Genomic DNA, 25,427 nt, shown 5'->3' with positions numbered 1-25,427 from the left:
AGTGGAACAGGGTTCGAAAATGGTCGCCGTAGGGCGGCCATTTTTGTTTTTATATCCATATATCGGAATTTCTATTTGCCTGATCGACCGAGTGCTACGTCGCTCGTTGGTGCGCCTTATTTCGCCAGTGAATGTGGATGTAGTCTTGCGCAATCAGGCCCTCATTCGACCGTGATTCTGCGGGCCTGACCCGGTAAACTGCTAGTCAGTTAGACGGGGCTGATAGGCTCCGCACCGGTACTGTGCAGGCTCCTCGGGCCAGTCCCCAGCTGCGAACAATAAATATGGCTGGAAAATGCACTGCCGCGAGGCTTGTTAAGCTCAGCAGTTGATTGAATAACACTTATAACTGGCAATTTCGGGCTGTCCATGAACGCCACTCTGTCCTCGCTAGGGGTTTCCAATGTGTCGGCATCGCGCTGCGTGAAGCGGGCCTCGGCTCGGTTTTTTGCTGTGCTGGTGCTGCTACTTCTCATTCCGGTTTCGGTGCTTGCGCAGGTCGCTACGCAAGTCGGTGCTGGTGAAGAGGGCAATCAGCGCACTGGACAGGCGAATATCTGGCATGACCCGAGTGGCCAGGCAACGCTGGCGGATGCACTGGCGGCGCTGCAGTCTGGCAGTTTCTCCCCGCTGGCGGGAGGCGGTTCCACCGGGCTGCAAAAGGGCAGCTACTGGTCTTACTTCGAACTGCACAATACCCATCAGCAGGCATTGCCACTACATCTGGAATATGTGGATCACCAGTTAATCCGTCTGCAGGCGTTTGCGCGTGGCGAATCCTCTGCAGATTTCCTCGAGCTGGTAGACCTGGCAATGGGGGAGCCGTTCACCCAGCGCCCGGTGTTTCACAACCGATTTGTCGTACCTGTGGAGTTGCCGCCGGGCGAGACGGTGAAGTTTCTGGTGCGCTACGACTCTGAGGAGGCGGGCTTTGTGTTCCCCTCGATGAGAATCTGGACCCCGGATGCGCTCAGCAAGTCCCACACCGGTGAAACCGCCATACTCGCGTTCCTGTTCGGCGGCATTGCGCTGATCTCACTGTTCTCGCTTATTGTGGGTATTACCACAGGCGATTCCAGCTTCTTTGCCTATTTCGTGTATGGCATTTCCAAAATCGTCGCCTGGGGTACGATTTTGGGGTTCACCCACCAATATGTTCTCCAGCAGGACTTCCACTGGAGCTATATGTCCGCCACCGGTGCCATCAGCATTTTGTGTGGCGTGGTGTTTGATCGCCTGTTTTTGCAAACCCGCAAGTACACCCCACGTCTCGACTACATACTCATCCTGATGATGGTTAATGCGGGCATTTTGTTGATCAGCGCAATTTTGCAGCTCAAGGCTGTTGCGTTGATCTCGATTACCCTGGCGCTGCTGTTGTACCCGGCCTCCACGGTCATTGCGCTGGTGCGCTGGCGGCAGGGGTCCAGTGAGGCGGCAGTATTCGCTGTGGGCTGGACACTGTTACTGGCCGGGCTCTTCTATCAGGCACTGCGCGATCTCGGTGTGGTTGATCACAACCTGGTGAACTACTACCTGCCGCCATTGAGCTCTTTTGTCGAAATGGTGACGATTATGGCCGCCATGGGGATCAAGCTGCGTCGGGTGCGTATACAGGCTTTGGAATCGGAACGGCAGTATCGGCGACACCTCGAACAATCGAAAGTTAAGCTCGAAGGCCTGGTGCGTGCGCGTACGGAAGAGCTGGAGAAGGCGAAGCAACTCGCCGAGATGGAAGCGCGGACTGACCCACTCACCGGTATTCGCAATCGCCGCAGCTTCCTTGCGGACGCCGAACTCTGTATCAAGCGCGCCTATCGCCAAAGTGAGCCTGCCAGTTTATTGATGTTTGATATCGACCACTTTAAGTCCATCAACGATGAACATGGACACGGGGTGGGTGACGAAGCGCTGCGCCAGTTCAGTGCAGCGATTCAAACCAAGATACGCGAGACGGATGTGTTTGGCCGCCTGGGTGGTGAGGAATTTGCGCTACTGATCACCGAATCCAGGCCGGATTCGCTGCATACCGCGGAGCGGCTTAGAGACGCAATTGCCGGTATCCGCCTGCCAACCCCCGCAGGGGAGGTAAGCTTCACCTCGAGCATTGGTGTGGCACATACCGATAACGATGTGTCCGTCGAGCAATTAATGCGCCAGGCCGATTTGGCACTGTACCGGGCCAAGCAGCAGGGGCGTAACCAAGTGGTGGATTATGCGTCAGATGCTGACACTGCTACCGAGCGTCGTTTAACGACTTCCGACACCGCGGGTGTCGAGCCCGCCTGATACATGTACGGGGGGCTCGCTGCCTAGGGGGAGACTTCCTCGCGGGGCTGCTGTTCGCGACGCTGTGACAGGTAACTGCGCACCTTATCCGGATGGTCGGTAAACAGACCATCAACCTGCAGTTGTTCCACATACAACCCAATAAACTCCTCAAAATCTCGGTAAGCATCTGGGATCTGCAGTGGGTCTGCGCGGAATGTGTATGGGTGTACCTGCAGTCCCAGTTTGCGCGCCTCCGTTAGCAGTGCGCTTGCTGTTCCTTCATCGTTAACCAGCATTGGATGCCAGGGGCCGATCCCCGCAGCGTAGCCCGCGATCTTTTTCAGCCCTTCTGGTGTGTGCATCCAGTCGAAATCGTAGTTCTGCCACTGCCCCGCCTGCTTTACCCGTTTCTCTTCCCAATCGGTTTCGGCGATTAACTGCACCAGCGGTATATCCATGTTCATTGCGGGCAGCAGCTCCTGATGAATACGTTGCAGTTCTTCAGCATCAAAAGACTGCAGGTAGACCTTGCTATCGGGCTTTGTGTAGCCGTACTGCTTAAGTACTTGCAGTACCGCGCGGGAAATGTCGCGCCCCTCTTGTGCATGGAAATAGGGCTTCTTTATCTCCGGATAGATGCCCGTGTTGTAGCCCAATGACTGGTTGAGGCCCTGAATAAGTTCCAGCTCCTCTTCAAACGTCGCCAGTTGGAATTGCGAGCGCCACAGCGGAAAGCGTTTGCCGTATTTCGGTATCTCCTTTCCAAGCACTTTTACGAAAGGTCCGGTTACACGCAGTTGCTTGAGTTCAGGGAGAGTGAAGTCGATGGTATAGAAATGCCCATCGGCGCGGGCTTTATCTGGGAACTTGCTCGCGACATCGGTGACATGATCCAAATAGATGTCGTGCATTACAATCAGGTGGTTATCTTTGCTTAACACCAGATCTTGCTCGATGTAATCCGCACCCAAGGCGTAGGCCAGGGTTTTCGCTTCGAGTGTGTGTTCAGGCAAATAGCCAGACGCACCGCGATGCGCGATAACAATTGGATTGTTCTGCTCAGAGGCGTGCAGGCTCTGAGAAAAAACACAGGCAAACGTAATAAAAATGAAACAAAGAGAGCGCATGGCGGTACTGGCAATTGAGAGTTCGCCTAAACATACCCGGGTTGAACTGGAATAAAAATGGCGCAATGGCAGAAAGTGAATTGTGACAAAAGTGTGTCAGTCAGAGGTGAGGGAAGGGCGCGGGCGCTGATTTTGGCGCCCGCAATGAGTACGTCAAATTACTGAACGATTTTGATCCATTCTCCGGCCTTGGGTTCACCGCGCGGATAGTAGCCGTTGAGTAGACGCAATTGCTCCTCCGCGTATTCGCCGATTTCCATATGTCGGGCCAGCGATGAAAAGGTTGTCTTATCGTTTGCCTGTACATAGCGCACGCGCTTGATATCTGGCTTCACGATATCGGTTTTACGCAATGGACGGAAACTGCGAATGCTCGTCATAAACAAGTTGTCGTATTCCGCCTGCTTCTCTTTATCCTCTGACTCCTCGGAAACTTTGCCCTCGAGGATGTATTGCCGGCTACCATAGAACAGCACCGCGACACGGTCTGGTGAATCTGTGGTGCGCACAGGCAGTTTGCCGGTGTGCCCCTCCAAACGGTATTGGCTGAGGGCTTCGTCTTCCTCAAGGCTGCGCACGTCATATACACCACGCAGTGCCATATCCGCAGGCTGGTTACCATCGCGTTTGCCAACGCGAATAGTCATCATAGCGGATTTGTCCGGGGCGGTACCGACGATCGCATTGCGCTGGTTTTCTACATTCCAGCCATCGGGGAACAAAAGCGAGAAGCCGAGGCTCTTGTGATTGAAGCGATTCTTTTCGCTTTCCTGTGCATTTTGACCGTACACCAGTCCATCGGTGCGCTCCCGGTAATATTCCACTTTGGTAATTTTCTTGTCTTCCGGCAGTTCACCCGCGGCCTCCACGACTTCGCGCAAGCGAATGTCATTGCGCGGGTGGGATGAGAAAACACCGTGGTACGTCTGTTGTTTCTTCCCTTCGACCCTGGCACGGCGCCGAGCGAAGGTTTCCTGATCCTTCAGCAGTGCGATCACATTGATCATTGACTGCGGGTCATACCCCGCGTTGTACATGTACTGGGCACCAAAGCGGTCGGCCTCGAGCTCCATGTCACGACCGTAGCCTTTCACCGCTGCGGTGCTCCAGAGGTTTGCCACATCGCCGACAACGCCGCTGCCCGTAACCAGCACGGAAAGTACCGAGGCAACACCCGCGCCTGTGGCGGCGGTTTTCTGGCGGACCGCGTGGCGGGCGGTAATATGCCCCACTTCATGGGCGAGTACTGCCGCCATCTCGGCCTCAGACTGCAGATAGGTCAGCAGACCGCGGTTGATGTACACATAGCCGCCGGGTAGTGCAAAGGCATTGATATCCTGACTGTCGATGATGGTGAAGTAATAGGTCAGGTCTGGACGATCGCTGGCCCGGGCAATTTTTTGCCCCACGTGTTCCACATAGGCATTCAGAATTGGATCGTTATAGGTCGGGGTGCTAGCGACCAGCTTCTCGTGCATTTCACGCCCGATCTTTATCTCTTTCTCTTCTGACATCAGCACCAGGTCTGGTCGATTGGTGGCTGGGTTGAATGCACAGCCCACTGCACTGGCCAGCAGAGCTGCGACCATAAGTTTTTTGAATGTGTGCATGATGATCTCCTGTCTTATTCTCTCCGATCCTTAGCTAAGTGACCGCCGATCGCTACCGACTGGCGGATTGTGGTGGTAATAAAAATTCCCGTAACTGCGCGGCCATGCCCTTGCACGCGTTGTTCTGTACGCGGGCAATTAGTGGGATGGGTACGACGATCGCGGGCATGTAAGAAGTACCCTGGGCATCAGCGCTGATCTTTCCTGACAGCTCCTGATCGCGGAAATCCCATACCGACGCTTCATAGTCCGACTCTTTATCCCAGGTGCCGAAACCGAAGCAGCCCGCACCTGCGGTACTAATCGAGCAGCCAATAGAGCCTGCGCTGGAGGTGGTTTCCGTCGAACCGTCAATCCAGACGATGTACTTCACGCCATACTGCTCCATGCGGTCGCGCACGTCGGGAATATCCATCAGCTTGCTCAGCGATTTGATATGCATGGGTGCTTTGCGCGGTTCAAACCATGGATACAGGGCGTCGACAAACTGCTGTTCTGGAATAACGTTCACCCCGGACTCGGGGTTGTGCAGAGTGTCTCCGACACAATCAATCAGGTCGGGCTCGGTTTCGTATTCACTGGAATGCCGTCTGCCGAGAATCACCACAGAATCGCCAACAGCCAGCTCGCCGGTACTACGCCGATATTCGTCAATAACCACGGTGGTGCAACCACCGCTGGATAGCGCTGCTGTGGCCAGCAATAGTGGTGCTGCCAAATTACTCAGGGGTTTCACCGAACCATCCTCCTTGATTGGGCCTGCCGGATACGACTCGGCCCGAACTCACAAATCCCTACTGCGCGGCTGCGCATTACTCGTCGTCTGTCGCTTCCTGCATACTCAGTGCGCGCTGCTTATTAGCGATAAACGCTTGCAGTTCCGGTACCTGTGTAAAACCGGTATACAGTGTGGCACCCGCATCTCGCAGTGCTACATTTATCGCCTGTGCCAATGCGGCCTCTTGCGATTTCAAAAATGCGGTTGGGGTTTTTCCGTATGCTGTAATTACCCACTCGGCCACAGAATCCCCGCGCTGGTTGTAGGCATGCATGTCGTACTTGATCCAAACCTCAAAAATATTCACGCGGGTTTCCCGCGGCATGGTGAACTGGAGCTCACGCACTTCGGGCACAATCACCAAGTCCAGCCCTTGGGGCAGATCGCTGGGATACTGGGCGAGGCTGATGGTCTCCCGGAACATTGAGCCAAGTACGGTCTCGAAAAGGTTTTTCTGCGCGCGTCCGGTATTGATGTTCCACTCATCGCGGTCATCCCGGTTCTCGCTATAAGTGAATTGTCGGAAGTCATCGCTCAGATAGACTCCGACAGTCAGTGGATGCTGACTACCCACAGGGGTGGGGAATTGACCATCTACCGAAACGGTATGGGCGCAGGCGGTGAGTAGCACCACGGCGAGTATCGCGAAAAGCCTGCTCATTGTGCGAAGTCCATATAGCCAGATGTTCATTGTTTGCTCCCGGGCTATCCGTGCCCCTGATCAAATTATTTTTACCGGAAATCGTTGAGTCCTACGAAGGTGCCGCCGTTACGGTAGGTGAGCTCCCGCATAAGTGCGGCAAAGCGCAGGCCTGTTGTTTGCAGGTGCAGTGGGCGCGAGAACTGGATCGGGAAGCCGATGGCATGGATACGCACCATTCGCTGGTCTTCACCCCGCTGTGCATTCACGCGATCAACCGCCATCATTACGTTGCGAATCGACTTGCCGGTAAACTCGTCACCCAACACGTAGATGCTGATTTTCTTGTTGGGGTCATAGAAGGTGCGCACGGCTTTCTGGATACCTTCCACTGGGCTCGAGTTACTGAAGGGATTCCAGGCGCGCAACCGGTCGAGCACTGCTTGGCGGCGCCCGGGGGTATCGGGAATCCAGCGGTTGCGATAGTTGGAGAACATGTAGTCCCCCATATCGTTCATCACCTGGATGCCTTTCACGTTGGGGTAGAGATTGAGCGTGTTTACCATCTCTTCGATCATTCGATCCCAGCCGTAATTGAACATACTGCCGGAAGTGTCGATGATGAACAGGATGTACTCGCTATCTACGGGGATACCGCCGATCACATTGTTCTTGCGCTGATAGTTTTCACCGAGCAGACGCTTCATTTCGTCGGTCATGCTCTGCAGGGCGATGGTCAGCTCACCTTTCAGCTTGCCTTCCTCGGACTCGCTCTCGGTTTTACGGGCGTAGACGGCTTGTAAGGTTTCCAGTTCGCCTTTCAGCTTGGCAATGCGTTTGGTCTCAATGTCCAGTTGCTCTTTCTTCGCGTTCAGGTCACGGTTCAAAACGGTGGTTTCGCCGCGGATTTCTGCCAGTTGTTCCTGCAGCTCCTGTACCTGGCCGTCCAGATCCAGTTCCGCTTCTTCGAGCACGATAGGCTCCACGGTTTTTGCGATCATCAGCAGAAGGACGATTGCGCCGAATCCACAACAGATGACGTCGAGAAAAGAAATGCTGAACTCTTCTTGCTGTCGTTTACTACGTCTACTCATGGCCAGTCCTTAGAGGGTGCGAGGAAGGATCCCTGGCTGCTCATTGCAAGCTTCCAGAACTCACTAGCGGCAAAGGGGTCACCCTCCATCGGGGCGAGTACCACATTGACCGGAATACTCTTGGGCAGCACCTTCACCGCGCTGCGGAACAGCTTCCGTCGGTCCTTGCCGGATACAGTATTGCCACGCGGCGCTTTCATGCCCTGGGTGGGCAAGCCGTCGGTGATCAGGATGATGTTGTCGGGCAGCGGAGACATATTGTTCACCGCGTGGAAAACCCGCTCGAGACTGGTGCCATTCTGTGGGACAACTTTATCCAGCGACTTCATGGCTTCATCAATCTGGTCGCGATCGTCGACATTCAGCCAGCGGTCTTCGGTGCCGACAATGGCGGCCTGAAAACCAGTGTTGAATGTATAGATTTGATACTGACTATCCTGGGGGAACTGAGCCACCAGCCAGTTGACAGTTTGCTTGGCCCGGCGCCACTTTTCCGTATTGCGCTTCACCGAATCCGACATGTTGCGGGTACGGATAACCTTGATCAGCTCATCGGCGAGCATACTGGCAGAGGAGTCCAGCAGGATCAGAATCCGGTCGCCGCCGAGGCGCAAGCCGGTGAGGTATTGCCGGTCACCATCGCCGACAAATTTACGCACGTTATTGCCGAGCTTTTTGTTTTCTTCTTCGAGCTGTTTCTTGGCCTGTTCCAGCTTTTTCAGTTTTTTCTGCAGGCGGGCGATGTCCATCTCATCGGTCGTACTATCCACTTCGGCAAGGTTGCCTTTTACCTCTTCGATCTGCTCCATGATTCGCCGCGCCAGCCCCTGAGCTTCGGCAAGCTCGTCACTAGTGGTGTCGAGGGTGTTACGGGCGAGCACCATGTGCTCACGACCGAATTGCACTTCTTCCTGCAGAAGGTTTACTTCCGCCGACAGGTCCTGGTTTTCCGCCTCGACGTCGTGATCCGAGCCATGTTTGATGATCAGGAAGATCAACGCCACGGCGCCAAACCCGCAGGACATGATGTCGAGGAATGACAGGCTGAACGTTGTAAAACGCCGGTTTTTACGCGCCATATTGTTCCACGCTAATCGCAGTTATTACGCCGTCGAAGTCCGCCACACCAATGCGATCTCCTGCAGTGAGGTTCACCGGGGCGGCAATGGATTCGCCGTTTAGCATCAAGTCCGCACCGGCATCCACGCGCAGCGCGAGGCGCCCGGCGTGATTGGTGATGGTGGCCGCAGGGTGAGTGGGTGGCGTAGGAGTGACGTCCAGCTTGCCGTTCTGCCAGCTCACAAACAGCGGCTGTTGTGCGGCGAGAGCGCGGTGCCCATGCAGCAGATGGGTAGCGCCTGCTTCTGCGGCCGCATTGATCTGTACTGCGACATCGTGGGCCTCCGCTGCACGCAGGCTGGTAATCAGCCGCAGATTGCCGGTTTCCGAGTGCAGTTCCTGCCAGTGGGTTTCCACTGCCTGGGCCACCGCATTGTGGGGGAGCAAATGGATACGTTCGGCGAGTTGTGCGCCGCCCGGGATTTCTGCCCAGCGATGGGAGACGAATACCACGCTGTTGGCATCGCCGAGATTGTCGATCATCGCGCGCACCCGGGAGAGAATGGGGGTACTCGCATCCTGCAGTTGGCGCAGACTGACCTTTGCGGTGCGGTCGTCCAGTTCTGCCATGACTTCACCCTGGCGCATCGCGCGGGCTATCCACTGGGGCAGCAGGTCATACAACTGCTGCTCTGCCTCGGCCGAATGGAACGGGTCGAAGCGACACTGCATCACGAAGGCATCGCTAAACACTCGTGCCCAGGCTTCCTGGAAATGCTGCAGACCCGAGTCGGTAACGGTTTCCGCAATCTCCAGTTCCGCGTGTTCGTGTACCTGTACACGGCTCACCAGGGTCTGATGACGGTGCAGTTCCACGTGCAGATGACCACCGCGTGGCGCGCAACTACTGATACAGGCAACGGCACTATCAATGAGTGTGACGCTGTTAAATGCGCTTTCCTTCACGACGCCGAGTAACAGGGCTAGCTGTTCATGGGTAAAATTTCCGGGCACCGCAAGGGCGACTTCATCTGGCAGGTCGCAAAGTTCTGCAATGTGCTTGAGCTGGCAAAAAGCGAGATCCGCATGGTGACGACATCCCGGATTGTTTGACTTCACCGACTCCAGGCTCAGCCGCCGCCAGAACTGATGATTAACCTCGGTGGGGTGGCTGCGCGCACGCATCAGTGCCGCGGTTCCGGTAATGATTTCGTGGCTGTTAATAATCGCGACCCCCGGGCTTTCGAGGATTTCGTTTGTGCTATCAAAAACACGCAGGCCGCAGTCGTTAATTTCCAGTACACCCTTGCTCATGCCAATTCCTGTTTTGCTCTGGGCAGTCAGGTCCGTGACTTGCCGAATCTCTGGTTAACCGGGGTTGCCGGTGTTGCTCAAATCTTCTCTCCCGCTTTAACTCACCTTGAGGAAGCGGAGTAATTTGTTGTCGCAATAGTTCTGTGTATCCAGTACCAAGCGCTCCTGCATTAGCTGCAGCTGGTGGGTGAAAAACATAATGACGATGCTGATTACCAGTGCCACAAAGGTGGAGTTGAAAGCCACACCCAGGCTTACGGTGACGCCGGCAATATCGCCTTCCACTGCACGGTGGGCCTGTGCCAGGGCCTCACCAATACCGCGTACGGTGCCGATAAATCCGATCGACGGGATGGCCCAGGTGATGTACCGCACCATGGCTAGTTCACTGTCCAGACGATCACCTTCTGTCTCACAGACTTCTTTTACGGAATTTGAAACCGCAGCCACGTTGCGGGTCGAGCCAAAACGTTGCAGTGCAGTGAGTAGTGCACGTGGAAGCAAAAAGTTACGTTCGTCTTCAGGCAGCGCCTGGATCGGTCGCGAGAGATCCCGGGCGTCTTCCGGGAGTATCGGCGTGCCCTCGCTGACATTGAGTAGTGCTTCATCCAGCAGTTTGCGTTCACGTATTGAGCGGCGGGCTTTGAGCCCCATGATGGCCATGGCCCAAAGCATCAGGACAAAACAGGCTTCTTGCTCGTAGTCGCGCATCACAATGTAGAGTGATCGCTGTTGCGCGTAGGTTTCCCCGGCCTCTTCACGCGCCATCTGTTCTGCAATCAAGGCGTCCGCATTTGGACGGATGATTGCTACATAGATGGCATGGACCAGGATGATGGCCCCGAGCAGGGCAAACAGCTGGAACATAAAATCTGAAGACTTGAATTTCATGAGATTTCCCGCTTTTTTGGGGGCCTTCCATTGGTGATTGGCCCGGTATTGCTATTGTCTGTGTGTGCTCTTCTGCGCACCTGTCCGTTATCTGGGTTAGGTGCAATGTCCGTGTTCCCTTCAGATATCCACCGGATACGAAACGGAAAGGTCCTCGGAAATTTCTTCCGTTGCTTCGTAACTGTCTGCGCTTTGTGCGCTTTGCGCTTTAATCGTGGTTTTGACTTTCTTCGGTTTTGGTGCTGCCTCGGTGTCTACGGCGGTTTTCGGGGCTGCCGTATTCTCTGAATCGTCACTCTGCTGCGTCTTTTCGCTGGCGGTGTCGGCGGCCTCTTGTTGCGCGATGCTCGGAGCGGATTGCAAGGCGAGTGCACAAGCGAAGGCTGTTGCAAGAATGAGCGCTATGCGTTTCTTGCTGGAACTCGCCACAAGTAGCGTTTGTGCAATGGGCGCAGAACTGTTTTGCGATTTTTCTTGTGTCATATGCCCTCCAATTATTTGACCCAGCGGGCAACACGGAAACCGATGTCATTGCGGGGATCCGCACCGTAATCGCGGTAAGACAGGCGTAGCTCGGTCAGACCCGCGTGTTTCCAGCTGGAACCGCGCACCACGTGATAGTCGCCGTCCTGGGTGCCCACAGGATTTTCCTCTTGTTTGAGGGAGAGACCGGTGCCGATGCTGTACATGTCGTGAATCCACTCGGATACATTGCCGCCCATATCAAACAGGCCCATGTGGTTGGGGCCATAGCTGGCGACGGGGGCCGTTGCGGGGTAGCGATCGTTGTAGGTGCGCAGTACAGCGGGAACGATTTGCCCTGCACTACTATCCGCGTAATTGCCGGAGTTTTTGCCTACGGGAAGTGCGTCCCCCCATGGGAATTTGCGCATGGCACCGCGCTCAAAGCGCGAGGCCCAGGCCCACTCAGCTTCGGTGGGTAAGCGGTAACCGTCGGCGCTGGCATCAAATCCCGTAACGCGGCCGCCCTCGTTGCGGTATACCTCTTTGAGTCCATCGCGCGCACTGAGCCAGTTGCAGAACAGCGCGGCGTCGTTCCAGCTGATATTGACGACCGGCAGTCTGTCATTATCCAGGCTGACACCGTTGGCGTGACTGGAGTTGTGCATGCGTTGGAAGCGACGGTATTCACGATTGGTGACTTCCGTTGTGCCAATGTAAAACGGACGGTTAAGTGCAACTTTGCGCAGCACTTCATTGGCGCGTCGCCCTTGCTCACGGCGAGAGGAGCCCATGGTGAATTCCGCCTTCGGGCGCATAAGCAGCATCTTGCCGCCTGCCCCATGGGTAATCTCCGTGGGGACATTACTCCAGCGGGCCTGTTCGCCGGTTAACAAGACGGCACGAACGGATTGTTTCAACTTGTTGGAGGGGACAATGGTGGTCTGGTAATCCTCATAGCCCGCCTTGCGCACTAGGATGCTGTGGCTGCGGGTGGGCAGGGTGAAGGTCTGGCCTGCAACGCCGGCGAGTTTGCCATCGATGAACACCTGAGCATCCGCGGGGCTGCTGCTAATCGATACCTTGCCGAATACTGCGGTCAGCTCAACGTTCATGTCGCGCAGGTCGCCGGCACGCACATCCACCGAACGCTCAACGGTACTGTAGCCGTCCATAAAGAAGCGCAATTTATGCCGGCTGTTGGATGCGAGATCCAAATCCATTGGTGTCTGGCCCCGGTACTCGCCGTTGACTGTGACACTGGCTCCGGAAGGTGTACTCACAACACGCAGGGTGCCATCGGCGGCAGACAAGTCGACCGTTTGCAGAGTCTGGTCGACACCGGCGGTTACCGGCACCGGAATCTGGATGGTCTTGTATTGTGACAGTGAAATGTCCACCATCCGGTCGCCTTGTACCAGTTCCGCGGTCAGCGGTGTGATGCCGAGAACTTTTCCCTCGACGCTCACCGTGGCACCGGCCGGATTGCTGGTGATGTACACATTGGCCCAGGCAGGGCGCAGATTCGCAGTGAGTGTCTGGGTGTTGTCCAGCCCCTCGATTTCGAGCTCTTTGCTAAATGGCAGGTAGCGTTCGGTAAGAATGGTGATGCGTTTGCGGCCCGCTGGGATAGCAGACGCCAGTCCGGCGTTGCTATCCACTTCCGCGCCGTTTACCAAAATACGTACCGGTACATTGGGATCAGTGACCACCTGCAGGTGGCCAGGGAGGCGCTCCAGATTGACCGCGTGGCGACTGTTGCGATCGCTGCGCACTTCCACCTCGCCACTTTGTGGCACATACCCTGTGGCGCTCACGGTGTAGCTGTAGTGGCCCGGTAGCACCAGATGTCCGTCTCCCAGAGGCAGAGCAATACCGCTTACGGTGACGTCGGCATCGCCGGGTTGGGTTTCGAAAATAAGTGAGCGGGCGATCAGCAGGTACACCAGCATCAACGCGCCGGCGAAAAGGCAGCTGGCGACGATGATCGCTCTAGGGGACAGCAGCAGTTTCTTACTGCCGGAAGACACCGGAGCAGGGGTGAAGCCAATCGGCTGAATAACGGGTGCATCTTCGTTGGACGGCTCACTATCGCGAGCGGATACCGCTTCCTTGGCTGTCATTTATGATTCCCTGTTACTGCGTACTTATTGATTTTTCCGTCGCGGCTGTCGCATTTTTATCCGCATGCAGTTTCGGCGGAGACACCTCTGGGCAAGAGACACAAAGCCGCGCATTTCAGCTTAGTCTGCTCTCGTCTGTGCGACCTGAATCGCCGGATGATTGGCGTAGCTTTACTTGTTTTGGCGATACTGAGACGACAATTTCGTCCACTGATGACTTCGTCAAAATAGCTAAAAAATACGCGCCCAATGGGTCAGGTTTTCGGAGGTGGCGATGCCAGCGAACAGCGTGTACAACGTGAAAAATCTTGTACTTTTTGATCTGTTCGCCGGGGAAGGGTTTCCCTATTCAGGAATTATTGGCGCTGTTAATTTTCTCTGCGCATCGAATGGTGACAACCGGTGAGTCGGACTTGGGATCGACAATGAATTCCTGGCGCACATCGCGGTAACCCTGGCGGGTACCCACGGCGGTGTAGCGGCCCGGCTTCAACGCGATTTCCCGTTGCGAGAAGTTGCCGAGCTTACCTACGTGGTAAATGGTGACCTGGGTGCTGGCGTCTGACTGTAACACTACGGTAATAGGAATCAGCGATCGGGTCAGTGCGATTTCCAGGGATTCAATCTGACCGCTGATACGCGTACCCCCTGCATTCAGTCCACGCGCGTCGGCAAGTACCTTGCGTGCATACTGGTTGCGCTTCGCCTGGCTCAGGCTTAACGGGTCTCCCAATAGTTCTTGCAACTGATCATCGAGCTCCGCCCGTGCGCTGGCACGTGCTTTACCGGTTATAGCTTCCACCAGGCTACCGTCAGACTCAATGAGTTTCGTGTATTGTGCTGTAGCCTTGTGCCATTGCTCCGCTTTTTCATTTTTCCTTGCGCTGGCAAATAGACGATCAATTTTTGTCTGGGCGATACCATTCTCTGCTTGTTGCAGGCCGGCATCCGGATCGGTCGCCTTAGGTTTCAGTTTTTTGGCTTTGGAAAAAAGCCCTTTGGCTTTTTCAAATTCATTGCGATCAATCGCGGCATAACCTGCCGACATGGCTTCACTGTAATCACGCTCGAGAATAGCCGCCTTCACTTTCGGTAGCAGGGCTTTGGCTGGCGCTGTATCGGCATCGAGCGCCAGTACTTTTTCCAGCTCGGTTTTAGCGAGATCCAACTCCAGTGTTTCAAATGCCTCTTTGCCGCTGGTGAAGTGTGACCATACTTCGGGCAATAGATCTGCACGGGCCTTGCCTTTTGCCCCGCGCGGGTGCCCCTCGGAAATAGTGAGCGCCAGATCAAATGCGGTGTGTGCGGCCTTGTCGTCGCCAATGTCCAGTGCGCTATTGCCTTCGGCCAGATGCTGCTCGATACGCGCAGGAATACTGTCACGCAATTGTTGCATCGCCGCCAATGCCTGTCGGTATTGCTCCAGTGCCTGCATAAATTTGCGCTGGCGATAGATCCCATCGGCGCCTTCTGCGAGGGTGCGCGCCGCGAAGTAGTCCTCTGGTGCCCAGGTTTCTACACGTCGTTCAAGGAGCTCTTCCTGTAGCTGGAGAATTTCCTGCAACACCTGCTGGACATCCCGGCGTTGTTGCATGATCTCCGCTTCGGTAAAAGGCGATGCTTCAACCTTGGGTTGAGCGGCTTTGGGGTCAGTCGGTGCCTGAGCGGTCGTCGTAATTACCGGCGGCTCGGGGGTATCGACCATTTTCGGCAGTAGCCAGAATACGGTGATCAACCCGGTCAGCATGCCGCTGCCAATGAGTAGTGGACCCCATTTTCTCGCATTTTTCCGCGGGTGGTGTTGTGGGTTTTTTTTGTCCGCCGAGCTGACATTACCTTGGGGGGCATTGCCATCTTCCGCGCCACCAAAAGAAAATTCTGCGGGTTGGATGTAGGACGGATCTTTGGAATTGGAATCGCGGTGTTGCATGTGTATTCCGCTGTGCTCGCTGTTATTGTCTATTGATTGGCGGCGGTGATTAACTTATAACCGCGCCCTGTACTGTTCCGCGTTGCGGGTACCCGACAGAAATGGGCACCCGCGGAAAGACAGTCAAATATCCTGCAGGCCGCCGGTTTCTGCCTGATAGATTTCTCTGAGGATTTCGCGCCATTGCTGATACTGGTTTTCCACCGAACCTGACAGGGTAACGGTGCGGTCCTCCAGTTCTACAATTTGCGGCTCCACCTCTGCTTCCATCGAGTCGCCAAGCTCCTGAAGGGCTTCGATATGCATCTTGGCTTCGGAGCGTCGATCGAAGCCGCTCTTCACCAGGTAGCCACCGCCGGCAACGGCAACGTTACCCGCCTGGCTTGCGGCACCACCACCAGCACCAGCAGCGGCAATGCCACCGACGATTGCGGCAACCCCCATGATGGTGTTGTTGCGCGCTTTGCGTTTGAGTTCGCGCATTTGCTTCACTTCTTCAAAACTCATGGCGCGCCATTCCTGATAGGGTGCCTTCATGGTTTTGACAAAGGTCCCGTAGTAACCCTGAAGCGTGTCCACAAACAGATAATCCCGTTCGCGAATCTGGCGCACACGTTGCAGCATGGGGTCGTTGTCCGCAGGTAGGGACGTCAGCTGGTACATACCGTTCTGGTCCTGGACCAGATAACGCTGGAATGCACTGGGTGAGAAACTCTGGGCAAATTTAATTTCCGAAATAGTGCGCAACTCGGCAATGTATTGATCCGACAAGCCCTGTCGGTACATCAGCATGTCGTTCGAAACGCGGTTGTAAATACCCTGGAACGCATCGCCTTCGGTAGGGTGTTTGCGGTCGTATGCATAATGCGACGCGAGCTCGGTGTACTCCTTGGTAAACCACAGCTGTCCGCGAGAATCGCGCACTGTCACTTCAACGGTAAGGGTCTCTCCGTCTGACTGCACAATGGTGCCCGAAACGGTGACATCGATATTGGTTCGCTCGCTGGGAATTACCCGTACCGCGCCCCAGCCCTGGCTGGACTGCAGTGCATCAGCAAGAGTGACGGCGATATAGCGGGATTCCGCGCGGCGGAGTTCAGGAAAAACCAGTTCGTCCTCTTCTGGCTCATCCTCTCGATCAAGCCCGGCATTAAATTGAACGATACCCACATCCAATAACCGATTTTCCGCGATGGCATGGTCTTCTACCGTCAGCGGTGTATAGGCGGTGGTACGTACTTCGGTGGTTGTGCAACCGGTGATGGTCAAAAGACCAAAAGCCAGACTGCACACGGTACTGCGTAAATGTGAGAAAAACATGACGTCACTCTCTCCCTATTTTCTCCGAACTCTCTCAAGTGTCCCTGATGATTACTCGTTGTTATTTCTGTGATTTTTTATATTTCCGATACTCTTCCCAGAGTCGCTCGCGCAACTCGGGATCCGTTTCTCGTGTGGCCGCTTCACGGATCTGGCGCGCGACAACATCGTCATCGTCTCCGGTCGGAATGTCTTCCGGTACCACTGCTGGGCTGCCGCCGTGATCAAATTCACCCATGCGCCCCTTGGTCGGAAGACCCGGGCCGGTTGCCTGGCCACTGGAATTGCTTTGCTCGGGGCCTGAGCCACCTTCACCCTGACCGCCGGGGGGCGGCGGTGCCGGTAACTCTGCTTCAGCGGACTGGATCAAGTCTTCGAGGGATTCACCTGCCGGAGCCTCGTCCTCCATGGCTTCCTCTTCCTGCTCGGAAGCGGGGCGGTTACGCACGTAATCCCGCTCGCGCAGGATCATGCCGTCGTAGCTGACCATGGTGGATTCGAATTGCCCTTCGAGTTCGGCGACGCGTTCTGCGCTGCTCATCGGCGCTTCATTAGGTGCGCTACTGCCGCCGGCGGGGCCTCCCGCGCTGGCTGAGGCACTCGACTGCTGTGCACTACTTTGTCCGCCGCTCTGACCACCCTGCGCAGAGGCTGGGGCCCCATTTGCGGCGCTGCTGGGAGAACTACTGGACGCACTACTTGGCGCACCAGAGGCACTGGCACTAGCCTGCGAACTGTTACTTGATGCGCTGCTGCTCGAAGAGCTATTGGATGCGCTGGACGAAGCGCTTGAGGAGCTACTACTGGACGCGCTGCTGGCCGTGTTTTGTTCCTCGGAAAAGTCGATTTCATCCGGCGGTTCCCCCTCGCTATTGGAAGAGGGGTCCGGTGGCATACGGGATTCTTCCGGACGCTGGTCGGAATCGCTGTACACAGGCGAGGAGGGGTTGCGACTGGCAGTGGGGTCTGCGTCGCTGCTGCTTTGAGCACTGGAGCGACGCTTGGATTCCTCACCCTGGTCAGAGGCACTAGACGCTTGCTCGCTGGAGCGATCCCCGGACTCAATACTGGGGAAGGAGGTGTTAGGTTGTGCCTGGCTACTCGAGGTCGACACGCTCGGGCTGCGGCTACTGCTCGGTGAACTCGGCGACGGCATGCTACTGGCCGTGGACGGACTGGACTGCGAGCGGCTGCTCGACGAACTCGATGACTGCGATTGAGATTGCGACTGAGACTGCGAGGGGCTTGAAGGGCTCGAACTGGATGGCTGTTGTGGTTGTGCCGGAGGCTGTTGCTGTGTCTGTTGATTTTTACAGCCGCTGATCACCGCAGCGAGGACCAGTACCGAAGCGAGGGTTTTCCAGTTGCGGCTATGCGCGCCACTGTTGGAAGCGTCGAAACGACGTGCGAGCGTCCTTAAAGTCATTGCTTTCTCCTGATGCGTTCACGGGCCGCAGCGATTGCGCTGCGGCCCGCGTGTTCCTTGTCTGTTCGACAGTGTTAGCAACACTAGGTTTAGAGGAGTGGCTAGATTTCATGCCACTTTTTCCCTTGTTGTTCGTGCCGCTTCCACTTACCTCGATACATCAGTCGAACACGTCGTGTTTCCTTTATGTCTACGGCTTTGTGTACTCGAATCCCGATAAACTTGCTGACAAAGTGCTTAGTCGAAAACGAATCGCTGGACGATGCCTTTCGTTTCCACTGGTTCACCATCTTCAAAGCGGGGACGGAATTTCGCGCGCTTAAGCACATTACGAACCCGCGAGCGGATGCTTACCTTGCCTTCCGGCTGAGCGCTGAGAATACGGATATTGCGCGCCTTGCCAAAAGCGGTGACATCGTAAGAGACGGTCACATAGGCATTCGCCAGTGCTTCGCGATCTTCATCGAGCAAGGGCAAGCTGGGTAGCGCCGCCGGGCGTCCGAAGATCTCATCGATTTCCTGGTTGGTCGCGCCGTTATCCCAGAGTGCGTGGTAGGCCTCTCCGTAAGTTTTGCGCGCCGAGTGCCACTTGTTGAACAGCATATACCAGTCTCCCAGTTCCACCTTGGCTTTGGCGGACGCCGCCGGTGGCGAGGCGGGATTTTTCTGGTACACATCCATGATCTTGGTGATCGCGGTTTTTCCGGAGCTGAAACTATTCATGCGATAGTGATCCAGCTGCATGCGGCGCTCATTCGACATGTTGCCACCGGCGAACCCGGTGTTGATTACGATGGCCTCCTGCGGCTCACCGGAATAGGTCGCCAGGTAATAGTTCGATGCTTTCAAACCTCGAAGAGCTTCGACCAGTCGCAAATCGTTTGCGCCGAAATTGTTCGAAATAATATCCACTGCCAACGCATAGAGATTCGTTGCATTGATCAGGTGCTCGAACATGGTTGCACCTTTCTCATCAATGTACGCTTGCAGGTGCCAGCTGCTTAGCTGATTGATGATGGGGAGCATCCGTGGATCTTTTTCCCCATAGTTTTTTGCGTGCAACCAGAATAAATACTGGTGGTTGTCGTTGGCGCCTTCCCACTCGTTCAGTGCGACTTGGCTTTCGATGATGCGTTCGATCATCGGCACCTGGTTGAGCGAGTAAAGCCCTTCATTAACACGGTTAATGAGCATTGCGCGGCGAAACTGTGAAATCGCTTCGTCGTGGGCGCCTTGTCGTTGCAGGGCATGGCCCAAACCCATTAATTGTTCGTCAATGCCCGCGCCGTAGGCACCGTGCTCGGCTTCCATGTCTTCAATGCGCTGGCGGTACTCGTCGATGGCCACTGAGCGGCGAAGTCGTCGCTTGGGTTTCTCCAGTGGTTTTGACGCGGCCTCTATATACGCCGTAGGTGGAGCCTTGGCATTGTCGAGAGCGGATTTTTCTTCCGCCGCAACAGAGCCACACAGCAGAGCTGAGGCTGTAAACATCAAGCCGATAGCAATAGCGTTGCTGGTATCTGTCTGTGTCACGATAGAACCACTTCCATTACATGTTTTGCCTGACCTGAAGAATTTTGTGCAACACAAAATTCGACAAGCTCGATATCCACGTGGCTACTTCCATCGTTGGCAGTCATGCAATTCTCTGCCGCCGACGATTCCGCGCGGAACTTCTCTCCCTGAAGTGTGGTTCGTGTTCTTTCCTGCCGGTTTCCCGGTGTGTTGTCGATATCGACGCTGGACTTTGGTGTCGCCGGAAAATCTTTTGCCAATCATTGGCGGTGGTTTTCCTTGTATACGGCGATTACCGTCCATGTGTTTTCAGTATAGCCAAGGATATTTCGTGCTTTGCCTCCTCGCGTAGGCAGGCGCGCCACTCGGCTTTTACTTCACTGATTGGCGCGCATTGGTCTCGGCGCGAACTGGCATTCGTACGTCGGTGCTGCAATTCCGGATGTCGATGTTGGCGGTAATTTTCTCTGCAGTTTTTCCTGGTGCCGGGTATCGCTCGGGTTGCCGAACCGGATGCAAATTTTGCTTAAAACAGTCTGGCATTTTGACGGTGGGGAAGAGGGCGTTGTGAATTATCCCAGTGCCAATAATTCGCGCTTGTTGAGGAAGCGGGTGACGAAGTGTGTTGTTGTCTGCCTGGGGTGGTCTAGGGTGTCGGCAGGCAGGGGAAGATGTCATCACGGCTGGCGGTTTCGTCTCTGGCGGAATTTTTGGTTGTTCGGGTGTGGTTTATCCTAAGAGATGTCTATTTTTGTTTGTTTCGTTGCATGATTTGGCTTCTTGTTGGTCTGGGGGTTTGGAAAGTGGCCCTGTTGCAGCCATAATTCTCAGGATTGACCGCACCAGAAACCGTGGGAGAGCTTTGTGAGCATAAAAATACAACCAGAAGCCATTACCAGCCTGCGCGGGTATGAAGTCCCTGAGCGATTGGGATTCGGAACCGTGATGGCGCCAGTTATGTTTCGTGCCCGGTATCAGGATGGACGCTGGAGTGATGGTGAGCTGGTGCCCTACGGACCGCTGGCCCTGGATCCCGCCGCTAAGGTTCTGCACTACGCGCAAACCTGTTTCGAAGGCATGAAAGCCTATCGTTGTGGCAGTGAGATCGGCCTGTTCCGACCGGAGCGCAACGCGGAGCGTATGGTTCATTCCGCCCGCCGCTTGTGTATGCCTCCCGTACCGGAAGACTTGTTTATGGATGCGGTGCGCACGGTGGTGTCTCACTGCGCAACACTCATCCCTGTGGGTACTGGTGAATCTCTCTATATTCGACCCTTTTTGATCGGAACCCAGCCAGACCTTTCGGTGACCGCCAGCAAGGCGTACGAGTTTTATGTCATCGCCAGCCCTTCCGAGGCCTACCATGCGGGCAATATGCGCCTGTGGGTCGAGCGGGAAGACAGCCGCGCGGCGGTTGGGGGTACCGGCGATGCGAAGGTGGGCGGTAATTACGCGGCCTCACTGTTAAGTATTGCGCGCCTCAAGGAGCGGGGCTACGACCAGTCCCTGTGGCTGAATCCGGGTAACCGGCGCACGGTAGACGAACTGTCAGGCATGAACTTTTTCGCGGTGATGGACGGCGCTCTACATACGCCAGCGCTGAATGGTTCCATCCTGGAAGGCGTGACCCGAGACTCGATGCTGACGCTGGCACGGGACCTGGGTATCGAAGTCCACGAGCGGGAAATCGATATTGACGACCTGCTGGCGCTGGTCGCCTCCGGCACCTGTAGCGAAGCATTTGCGTGCGGTACCGCCGCCATTGTAAGCCCTATCAGCGAACTTGGTGATAGCGAAAACCGTTACCGCCTGGCCAGTGCCCCCGGCCCGGTTGCCGCGCAATTGCGTGCGGCACTGCTGGATATTCAGGAGGGGCGGGTCGAGGATCGTTTCGGTTGGATGCAAATGGTGCAAATGGCCAGCTTGTGACGTCTTTTGGCACTTTCGCGCAATTTGCTTGGCGGCTGCCTTTGCGTCGCTGAGTGAACCGCCGCCGAAAACCGGGGTTCGAGTGTTTCGGTAGCACTATTCAGGATGCGGTTGTTTCCATGGGGAACGACCGCATTTTTATTTCTGCGAAATACAGAGCGTCCGTTGACTTGCATGACGGAGGTGTTACAACAACAACGTGCCTGAGAGAAACAGGCACTGTGCAATACACTGGTATCAATGGCTAAGAGCTAATTGCCGGTGAAAAAATAAGAAACTGGAACTTTTGGGAAAAGCCTTTGGCGGTATCCCTCACTTTGATAAGTAGTATCCAGATCAAATTGAGACACAGGAGTCGAATTGCGTCTGTGACTCCCTGAAAGGCTCTCCCCTGCGGCCAAAAGCCGTGTGGTTCCTCGTGAGTGAGGAGAATGGGAATGCTGAATCATCTCTACGGCCTGATGGTACAACCGCGCAGGCAGTGGCAGGAAATTGCCGGTTTATCCGAAAAAGGGGTCAACCGCCAGATTCCTTACGTCATTATCCTGGCGCTGGTGCCGGCGTTATGCTGGTACTTCGGTACGACCGAAATTGGTTGGAACATCGGCGGCAGCGGAGAGGTCCGCACGCTTACCAACAATAGTGCGCTTTCCTTGGTGGCCGTGTTCTACGTCACCATGATTCTGGCGGTGGTTGCCGTCGGTTATTTTATTCACTGGATGGCGAAAACCTACGGCGCCAAGACACACCCTATGAAAGGGATTGTGGTCGCCGGGTTTACTGCAACCCCGATTTTTATCGCCGGTGCGGCAGGTCTCTACCCAATCCTGTGGCTTGATATCCTGGTGGCCACGCTGGCCGTCGCATATGCCGTTTACCTGCTGTATGTGGGCATCCCCATCGTGATGAACGTTTCCGAGGAGCGCGGTTTTCTGTTTGCCAGCGCCGTGGTTACCGTATGTCTGGTGATGGCTGTGGTGGTCATGGTCGGAACGGTGCTCTTCTGGAGCTTCGTGGCCGCCCCCGTATTCAGCTGATCTGCGCTGCTTACCCTGGAGCCCGGCCATACACCGGGCTCTCGGGTTGATGCCTTAGCCCAGGTTTTCCCCGGAGCATTTCTGTGAATGGCGTGCGCCATTCTTCTGGGGGCAGTCGCTCGAAAGCATGTCGAGACCTGCCGGTCGCAAATCCACTGGTTAAATTGAGACAAAGTTCCATTTCCTGAATTGCTCGCAGGCTGGGGAGCAGATAGTATCCAGCCAAGGGTCGTTGACGTGCTTTGCACCCTTTAATTGGTACAGTCGTACCAATTAAGAATGGAGAGTAAGCTTTGGTCACGAATGGGGGAGCGGCTTTGCCCGTTGCGCAGTGTGCAGATCACTGCAAGGCAAGCGTTTCGTACCAGAACTCCGTGGGCAACAGATCAATACGAATAAAAATGTTTGGAGAGAAAATGAAGACATCGGCTAAGTTTGGCGCGCTCCTGTTGGCAGCATTGGCAACCGCGTGTTCGCAAAAAGAGGAAGCCAGCACCGAGAGCCCCGCAGCTGCAGGTGATGCGGCTAAGTTTCAAAAGCAGTTGCTGAAGCAACTGATCCAGGCGCAACCTGGCGATGTAATCGAAATTCCGGAAGGACGCTACGCGCTGAACCGCAGCCTGTCTCTGAACGTCGACGGCGTTACCATCCGCGGTGCGGGTATGGACAAAACCATCCTTTCCTTTAAGGATCAGATTCAAGGCGCCGAAGGCCTGCTGGTCAATGCCAGTGACTTCACTATTGAAGGCCTTGCTATCGAAGACACCATCGGTGACGCGCTGAAGGTCAACGAAGGCAAGAACATCATCATTCGCGATATTCGTGTTGAATGGACCAATGGCCCGTCCACCGAAAATGGCGCCTACGGTATCTACCCGGTGCAGACTCAGAACACTCTGGTTGAAGGCACCGTGGCGATTGGCGCGTCCGACGCCGGCATTTATGTTGGCCAGAGCCGCAACGTGATTGTGCGTAACAACCGCGCGGAATTTAATGTTGCCGGTATCGAAATTGAAAACACCATTGGTGCCGATGTTTACGACAACGTAGCCACCAATAACACCGGCGGTATTCTGGTATTCAACATGCCGAACCTGCCGCAGCCGGGCCACAGCACCCGCGTGTACGACAACAAGATCTTCAAAAACAACTACGAGAACTTCGGCCACGAAGGTACTCCGGTTGCCGCTATCCCTGCCGGTTCCGGTGTGGTGATCAACTCCAATGACTTTGTGGAAATTTTCAACAACGAAATTTCCGATAACGACACTGCTAACGTCATCGTCAGCAGTTATTACGCGGCGGGCTACTACAGCGACAAGTCCACCCAGGAAGATTTCGATCCGTACCCGGAAGGTATCTACATCTACGACAACACCTTCGTTGGTGGTGGTGAATCCCCCGACGATATGCAGTTGAAAGCGTTGAAGCTTGCCAAGTTCGGACTCGGCGGCAGTCTTCCAGACGTACTGTGGGACGGTGCCATCGATAAGAGCAAAATGGTCGATGGCAAACTGCCAGAAAACCTGCAGCTATGTATCGACAACGGCGACGCGGGCATCATTAATGTCGACCTGCAGGGTGGCTTCAAAAATATCACCACCGACATCAGTGCTCACACCTGTAACTTGAAGAAGTTACCCCAGGTTGTCCTTGAGTTTGATAAAGAAAAGGAGCCCTCTCAGGAAGAGCAACACGTAGCAAATGAGGTAGCTGATGCGTAAGCTGTTTTCATCCAGGTTATTTGGGGGTGCTGTACTGGCCCTCATACTTGCGGGGTGTGAGGCACCTCGTGAGCAGGTAACAGTACACGAACGTAACGCTGTTCCGGATAACCTGAGCGAGTGGCATCTGGTCGAGGCCATCGACGGTAAGTTGTCATTGAATGATCGGGTCGTGCCGTTTGACTTGAACACCGCACTGTTCACTGACTATGCGCACAAGCTGCGCACCGTATGGATGCCCGAGGGTACCTCTGCGGTATACGGTGAAGCGGAGTTCGATTATCCGGTAGGTACCGTCATCAGCAAAACCTTCTACTACCCTCGTGGCGAAGGCGGCGCGGTGATCCGTACCGACGATCACAGCAATGATTTTGCCGGCTCTGGTCTCGATCTGTCCAAGGTGAAACTCGTTGAAACCCGCGTACTGGTTAAGCGCGCGGACGGCTGGCAGGCGCTGCCCTACGTATGGAACGAAGCGCAGACCGATGCCGTACTCGAAATTGCCGGCGATGCTACGCGCATGCAGCTGGTCAGTGAGGACCGCACTCAGGAAGCCTTCACTTATGTGGTGCCCGATGCAAACCAGTGTGCGGGTTGCCATGCGGATAACCACTCCAAAAAAGCGGTACGTCCGATTGGTCCCCGTGCTCGCCACCTGAACAAGGATTACGAGTATCGCGAAAGCCCGATTCAGGACGGTGCGCAGAATCAGCTGGTGTACTGGCAGCAAATGGGCTTCCTCACCGGTTTGCCTGAACTGGCGGCAGTACCGCGCAATGTGAACTTCAAAGAGGAAACGGCCTCTTTGGAAGAGCGTGCGCGCTCTTACCTGGACATCAACTGCGGTCACTGTCACAACCCCGCTGGCCCGGCGGATACTTCCGGTTTGATGCTCAACATTGCCGAGCACGATATGCGTCGACTGGGTGTGTGTAAGCCGCCAGTTGCGGCCGGTACCGGTTCCGGTGACCGCCTGTTTGCGATTGTCCCGGGTAGCCCGGACGATTCCATTCTCAACTTCCGCGTGGAGTCCACCGACCCTGGTGCGATGATGCCGGAGCTGGGACGCAGCCTGGTCCATGACGAAGGTACCGCGCTGCTGAAAGAGTGGATTGCGTCTATGCCAGGTAACTGCAGCTAAACGCCGAAAGCGTTACAGCAGCGAAAAAAAAGGCGA

20 protein-coding genes are annotated in these 25,427 nt (G+C 55.4%); 5 read left to right on the top strand and 15 right to left on the bottom strand.

Annotation, left to right across the window (positions count from 1 at the left end; genetic code table 11):
* Positions 1 to 369 precede the first annotated feature (369 nt).
* Positions 370 to 2,289, top strand: coding sequence for a sensor domain-containing diguanylate cyclase (locus Mag101_RS14155; RefSeq protein ID WP_232325039.1), 1,920 nt, complete (start codon positions 370 to 372; stop codon positions 2,287 to 2,289).
* 23 nt (positions 2,290 to 2,312) lie between these two features.
* Here the strand turns inward: Mag101_RS14155 and glpQ are convergent, their stop codons facing one another.
* The 15 genes from glpQ to Mag101_RS17895 all read right to left on the bottom strand — a co-directional run bounded on the left by glpQ (position 2,313) and on the right by Mag101_RS17895 (position 19,820).
* The gene (glpQ, locus tag Mag101_RS14150) at positions 2,313 to 3,398 is read right to left on the bottom strand and encodes a glycerophosphodiester phosphodiesterase (protein WP_077406375.1); all 1,086 of its coding nucleotides are present in this window, start codon (positions 3,396 to 3,398) and stop codon (positions 2,313 to 2,315) included.
* Between the two features lie 158 nt (positions 3,399 to 3,556).
* Positions 3,557 to 5,008, bottom strand: a complete 1,452-nt coding sequence (locus tag Mag101_RS14145; RefSeq protein WP_077406372.1) for a M48 family metalloprotease — start codon at positions 5,006 to 5,008, stop codon at positions 3,557 to 3,559.
* A 52-nt stretch (positions 5,009 to 5,060) separates the two neighbouring features.
* Positions 5,061 to 5,744 carry a hypothetical protein gene (locus Mag101_RS14140; RefSeq protein ID WP_232325038.1) on the bottom strand — a complete coding sequence of 228 codons (684 nt, stop codon included), beginning with the start codon at positions 5,742 to 5,744 and terminating at the stop codon, positions 5,061 to 5,063.
* Between the two features lie 76 nt (positions 5,745 to 5,820).
* Positions 5,821 to 6,447 carry a hypothetical protein gene (locus tag Mag101_RS14135; protein ID WP_077408350.1) on the bottom strand — a complete coding sequence of 209 codons (627 nt, stop codon included), beginning with the start codon at positions 6,445 to 6,447 and terminating at the stop codon, positions 5,821 to 5,823.
* 71 nt (positions 6,448 to 6,518) lie between these two features.
* Entirely contained in the window at positions 6,519 to 7,520 is a 1,002-nt protein-coding gene (locus Mag101_RS14130; protein WP_077406369.1) for a vWA domain-containing protein, read from the bottom strand.
* Positions 7,517 to 8,599: a vWA domain-containing protein gene (locus Mag101_RS14125; RefSeq protein ID WP_077406365.1), complete on the bottom strand. Its 1,083-nt coding sequence runs from the start codon at positions 8,597 to 8,599 to the stop codon at positions 7,517 to 7,519. The genes Mag101_RS14130 and Mag101_RS14125 overlap by 4 nt, the downstream gene beginning before the upstream one ends.
* Positions 8,589 to 9,893, bottom strand: coding sequence for a hypothetical protein (locus Mag101_RS14120; protein ID WP_077406362.1), 1,305 nt, complete (start codon positions 9,891 to 9,893; stop codon positions 8,589 to 8,591). The genes Mag101_RS14125 and Mag101_RS14120 overlap by 11 nt, the downstream gene beginning before the upstream one ends.
* Positions 9,894 to 9,989: 96 nt before the next feature.
* Positions 9,990 to 10,784, bottom strand: coding sequence for a MotA/TolQ/ExbB proton channel family protein (locus Mag101_RS14115; protein WP_010132654.1), 795 nt, complete (start codon positions 10,782 to 10,784; stop codon positions 9,990 to 9,992).
* Positions 10,785 to 10,904: 120 nt separating this feature from the next.
* Positions 10,905 to 11,267: a hypothetical protein gene (locus Mag101_RS14110; RefSeq protein ID WP_077406359.1), complete on the bottom strand. Its 363-nt coding sequence runs from the start codon at positions 11,265 to 11,267 to the stop codon at positions 10,905 to 10,907.
* Positions 11,268 to 11,278: 11 nt separating this feature from the next.
* A complete protein-coding gene (locus Mag101_RS14105; RefSeq protein ID WP_077406356.1) occupies positions 11,279 to 13,369 on the bottom strand; it encodes an SUMF1/EgtB/PvdO family nonheme iron enzyme in 2,091 nt (696 codons plus the stop codon).
* 349 nt (positions 13,370 to 13,718) lie between these two features.
* On the bottom strand, positions 13,719 to 15,299 hold the full coding sequence (locus Mag101_RS14100) for a hypothetical protein (protein ID WP_077406353.1): 1,581 nt from the start codon (positions 15,297 to 15,299) through the stop codon (positions 13,719 to 13,721).
* Positions 15,300 to 15,422: 123 nt separating this feature from the next.
* Entirely contained in the window at positions 15,423 to 16,619 is a 1,197-nt protein-coding gene (locus Mag101_RS14095) for a hypothetical protein (RefSeq protein ID WP_077406350.1), read from the bottom strand.
* A 61-nt stretch (positions 16,620 to 16,680) separates the two neighbouring features.
* Positions 16,681 to 18,045 carry a hypothetical protein gene (locus Mag101_RS17900; protein ID WP_157520407.1) on the bottom strand — a complete coding sequence of 455 codons (1,365 nt, stop codon included), beginning with the start codon at positions 18,043 to 18,045 and terminating at the stop codon, positions 16,681 to 16,683.
* A 237-nt stretch (positions 18,046 to 18,282) separates the two neighbouring features.
* Complete coding sequence (locus tag Mag101_RS14080; protein WP_077406341.1) at positions 18,283 to 19,578, bottom strand: hypothetical protein; 1,296 nt, start codon at positions 19,576 to 19,578, stop codon at positions 18,283 to 18,285.
* Positions 19,575 to 19,820, bottom strand: coding sequence for a hypothetical protein (locus Mag101_RS17895; protein WP_157520404.1), 246 nt, complete (start codon positions 19,818 to 19,820; stop codon positions 19,575 to 19,577). Before Mag101_RS17895 ends, Mag101_RS14080 begins: the two co-directional genes overlap by 4 nt.
* 604 nt (positions 19,821 to 20,424) lie before the next feature.
* On the opposite strand from Mag101_RS17895, the gene Mag101_RS14075 reads away from it, so the two are divergent.
* From Mag101_RS14075 to Mag101_RS14060, 4 genes are all read left to right on the top strand, one after another.
* The gene (locus tag Mag101_RS14075) at positions 20,425 to 21,489 is read left to right on the top strand and encodes a branched-chain amino acid aminotransferase (RefSeq protein WP_077406338.1); all 1,065 of its coding nucleotides are present in this window, start codon (positions 20,425 to 20,427) and stop codon (positions 21,487 to 21,489) included.
* 437 nt (positions 21,490 to 21,926) lie between these two features.
* Positions 21,927 to 22,526, top strand: a complete 600-nt coding sequence (locus Mag101_RS14070) for a Yip1 family protein (RefSeq protein WP_077406335.1) — start codon at positions 21,927 to 21,929, stop codon at positions 22,524 to 22,526.
* A 416-nt stretch (positions 22,527 to 22,942) separates the two neighbouring features.
* Entirely contained in the window at positions 22,943 to 24,250 is a 1,308-nt protein-coding gene (locus Mag101_RS14065) for a parallel beta-helix domain-containing protein (protein ID WP_077406332.1), read from the top strand.
* Positions 24,243 to 25,391: an SO2930 family diheme c-type cytochrome gene (locus tag Mag101_RS14060; RefSeq protein ID WP_077406329.1), complete on the top strand. Its 1,149-nt coding sequence runs from the start codon at positions 24,243 to 24,245 to the stop codon at positions 25,389 to 25,391. Before Mag101_RS14065 ends, Mag101_RS14060 begins: the two co-directional genes overlap by 8 nt.
* Positions 25,392 to 25,427 lie beyond the last annotated feature (36 nt).

Origin of the sequence: Microbulbifer agarilyticus, assembly GCF_001999945.1 — a bacterium.
Lineage (GTDB): Bacteria > Pseudomonadota > Gammaproteobacteria > Pseudomonadales > Cellvibrionaceae > Microbulbifer > Microbulbifer agarilyticus_A.
Note: the sequence above shows the minus strand (reverse complement) of the source record. Positions and strands in the feature narration are given on the sequence as shown.

Excerpts from the sequence above, each read along its gene's own strand:
- Mag101_RS14065 (WP_077406332.1), top strand. The coding sequence starts at position 22,943 with ATGAAGACATCGGCTAAGTTTGGCGCGCTCCTGTTGGCAGCATTGGCA.
- glpQ (WP_077406375.1), bottom strand. The coding sequence starts at position 3,398 with ATGCGCTCTCTTTGTTTCATTTTTATTACGTTTGCCTGTGTTTTTTCT.
- Mag101_RS14130 (WP_077406369.1), bottom strand. The coding sequence starts at position 7,520 with ATGAGTAGACGTAGTAAACGACAGCAAGAAGAGTTCAGCATTTCTTTT.
- Mag101_RS14125 (WP_077406365.1), bottom strand. The coding sequence starts at position 8,599 with ATGGCGCGTAAAAACCGGCGTTTTACAACGTTCAGCCTGTCATTCCTC.
- Mag101_RS14105 (WP_077406356.1), bottom strand. The coding sequence starts at position 13,369 with ATGACAGCCAAGGAAGCGGTATCCGCTCGCGATAGTGAGCCGTCCAAC.
- Mag101_RS14135 (WP_077408350.1), bottom strand. The coding sequence starts at position 6,447 with ATGAGCAGGCTTTTCGCGATACTCGCCGTGGTGCTACTCACCGCCTGC.
- Mag101_RS14115 (WP_010132654.1), bottom strand. The coding sequence starts at position 10,784 with ATGAAATTCAAGTCTTCAGATTTTATGTTCCAGCTGTTTGCCCTGCTC.
- Mag101_RS14095 (WP_077406350.1), bottom strand. The coding sequence starts at position 16,619 with ATGTTTTTCTCACATTTACGCAGTACCGTGTGCAGTCTGGCTTTTGGT.
- Mag101_RS14100 (WP_077406353.1), bottom strand. The coding sequence starts at position 15,299 with ATGCAACACCGCGATTCCAATTCCAAAGATCCGTCCTACATCCAACCC.
- Mag101_RS14120 (WP_077406362.1), bottom strand. The coding sequence starts at position 9,893 with ATGAGCAAGGGTGTACTGGAAATTAACGACTGCGGCCTGCGTGTTTTT.
- Mag101_RS17900 (WP_157520407.1), bottom strand. The coding sequence starts at position 18,045 with ATGACTTTAAGGACGCTCGCACGTCGTTTCGACGCTTCCAACAGTGGC.
- Mag101_RS14110 (WP_077406359.1), bottom strand. The coding sequence starts at position 11,267 with ATGACACAAGAAAAATCGCAAAACAGTTCTGCGCCCATTGCACAAACG.
- Mag101_RS14155 (WP_232325039.1), top strand. The coding sequence starts at position 370 with ATGAACGCCACTCTGTCCTCGCTAGGGGTTTCCAATGTGTCGGCATCG.
- Mag101_RS14145 (WP_077406372.1), bottom strand. The coding sequence starts at position 5,008 with ATGCACACATTCAAAAAACTTATGGTCGCAGCTCTGCTGGCCAGTGCA.
- Mag101_RS14060 (WP_077406329.1), top strand. The coding sequence starts at position 24,243 with ATGCGTAAGCTGTTTTCATCCAGGTTATTTGGGGGTGCTGTACTGGCC.
- Mag101_RS14070 (WP_077406335.1), top strand. The coding sequence starts at position 21,927 with ATGCTGAATCATCTCTACGGCCTGATGGTACAACCGCGCAGGCAGTGG.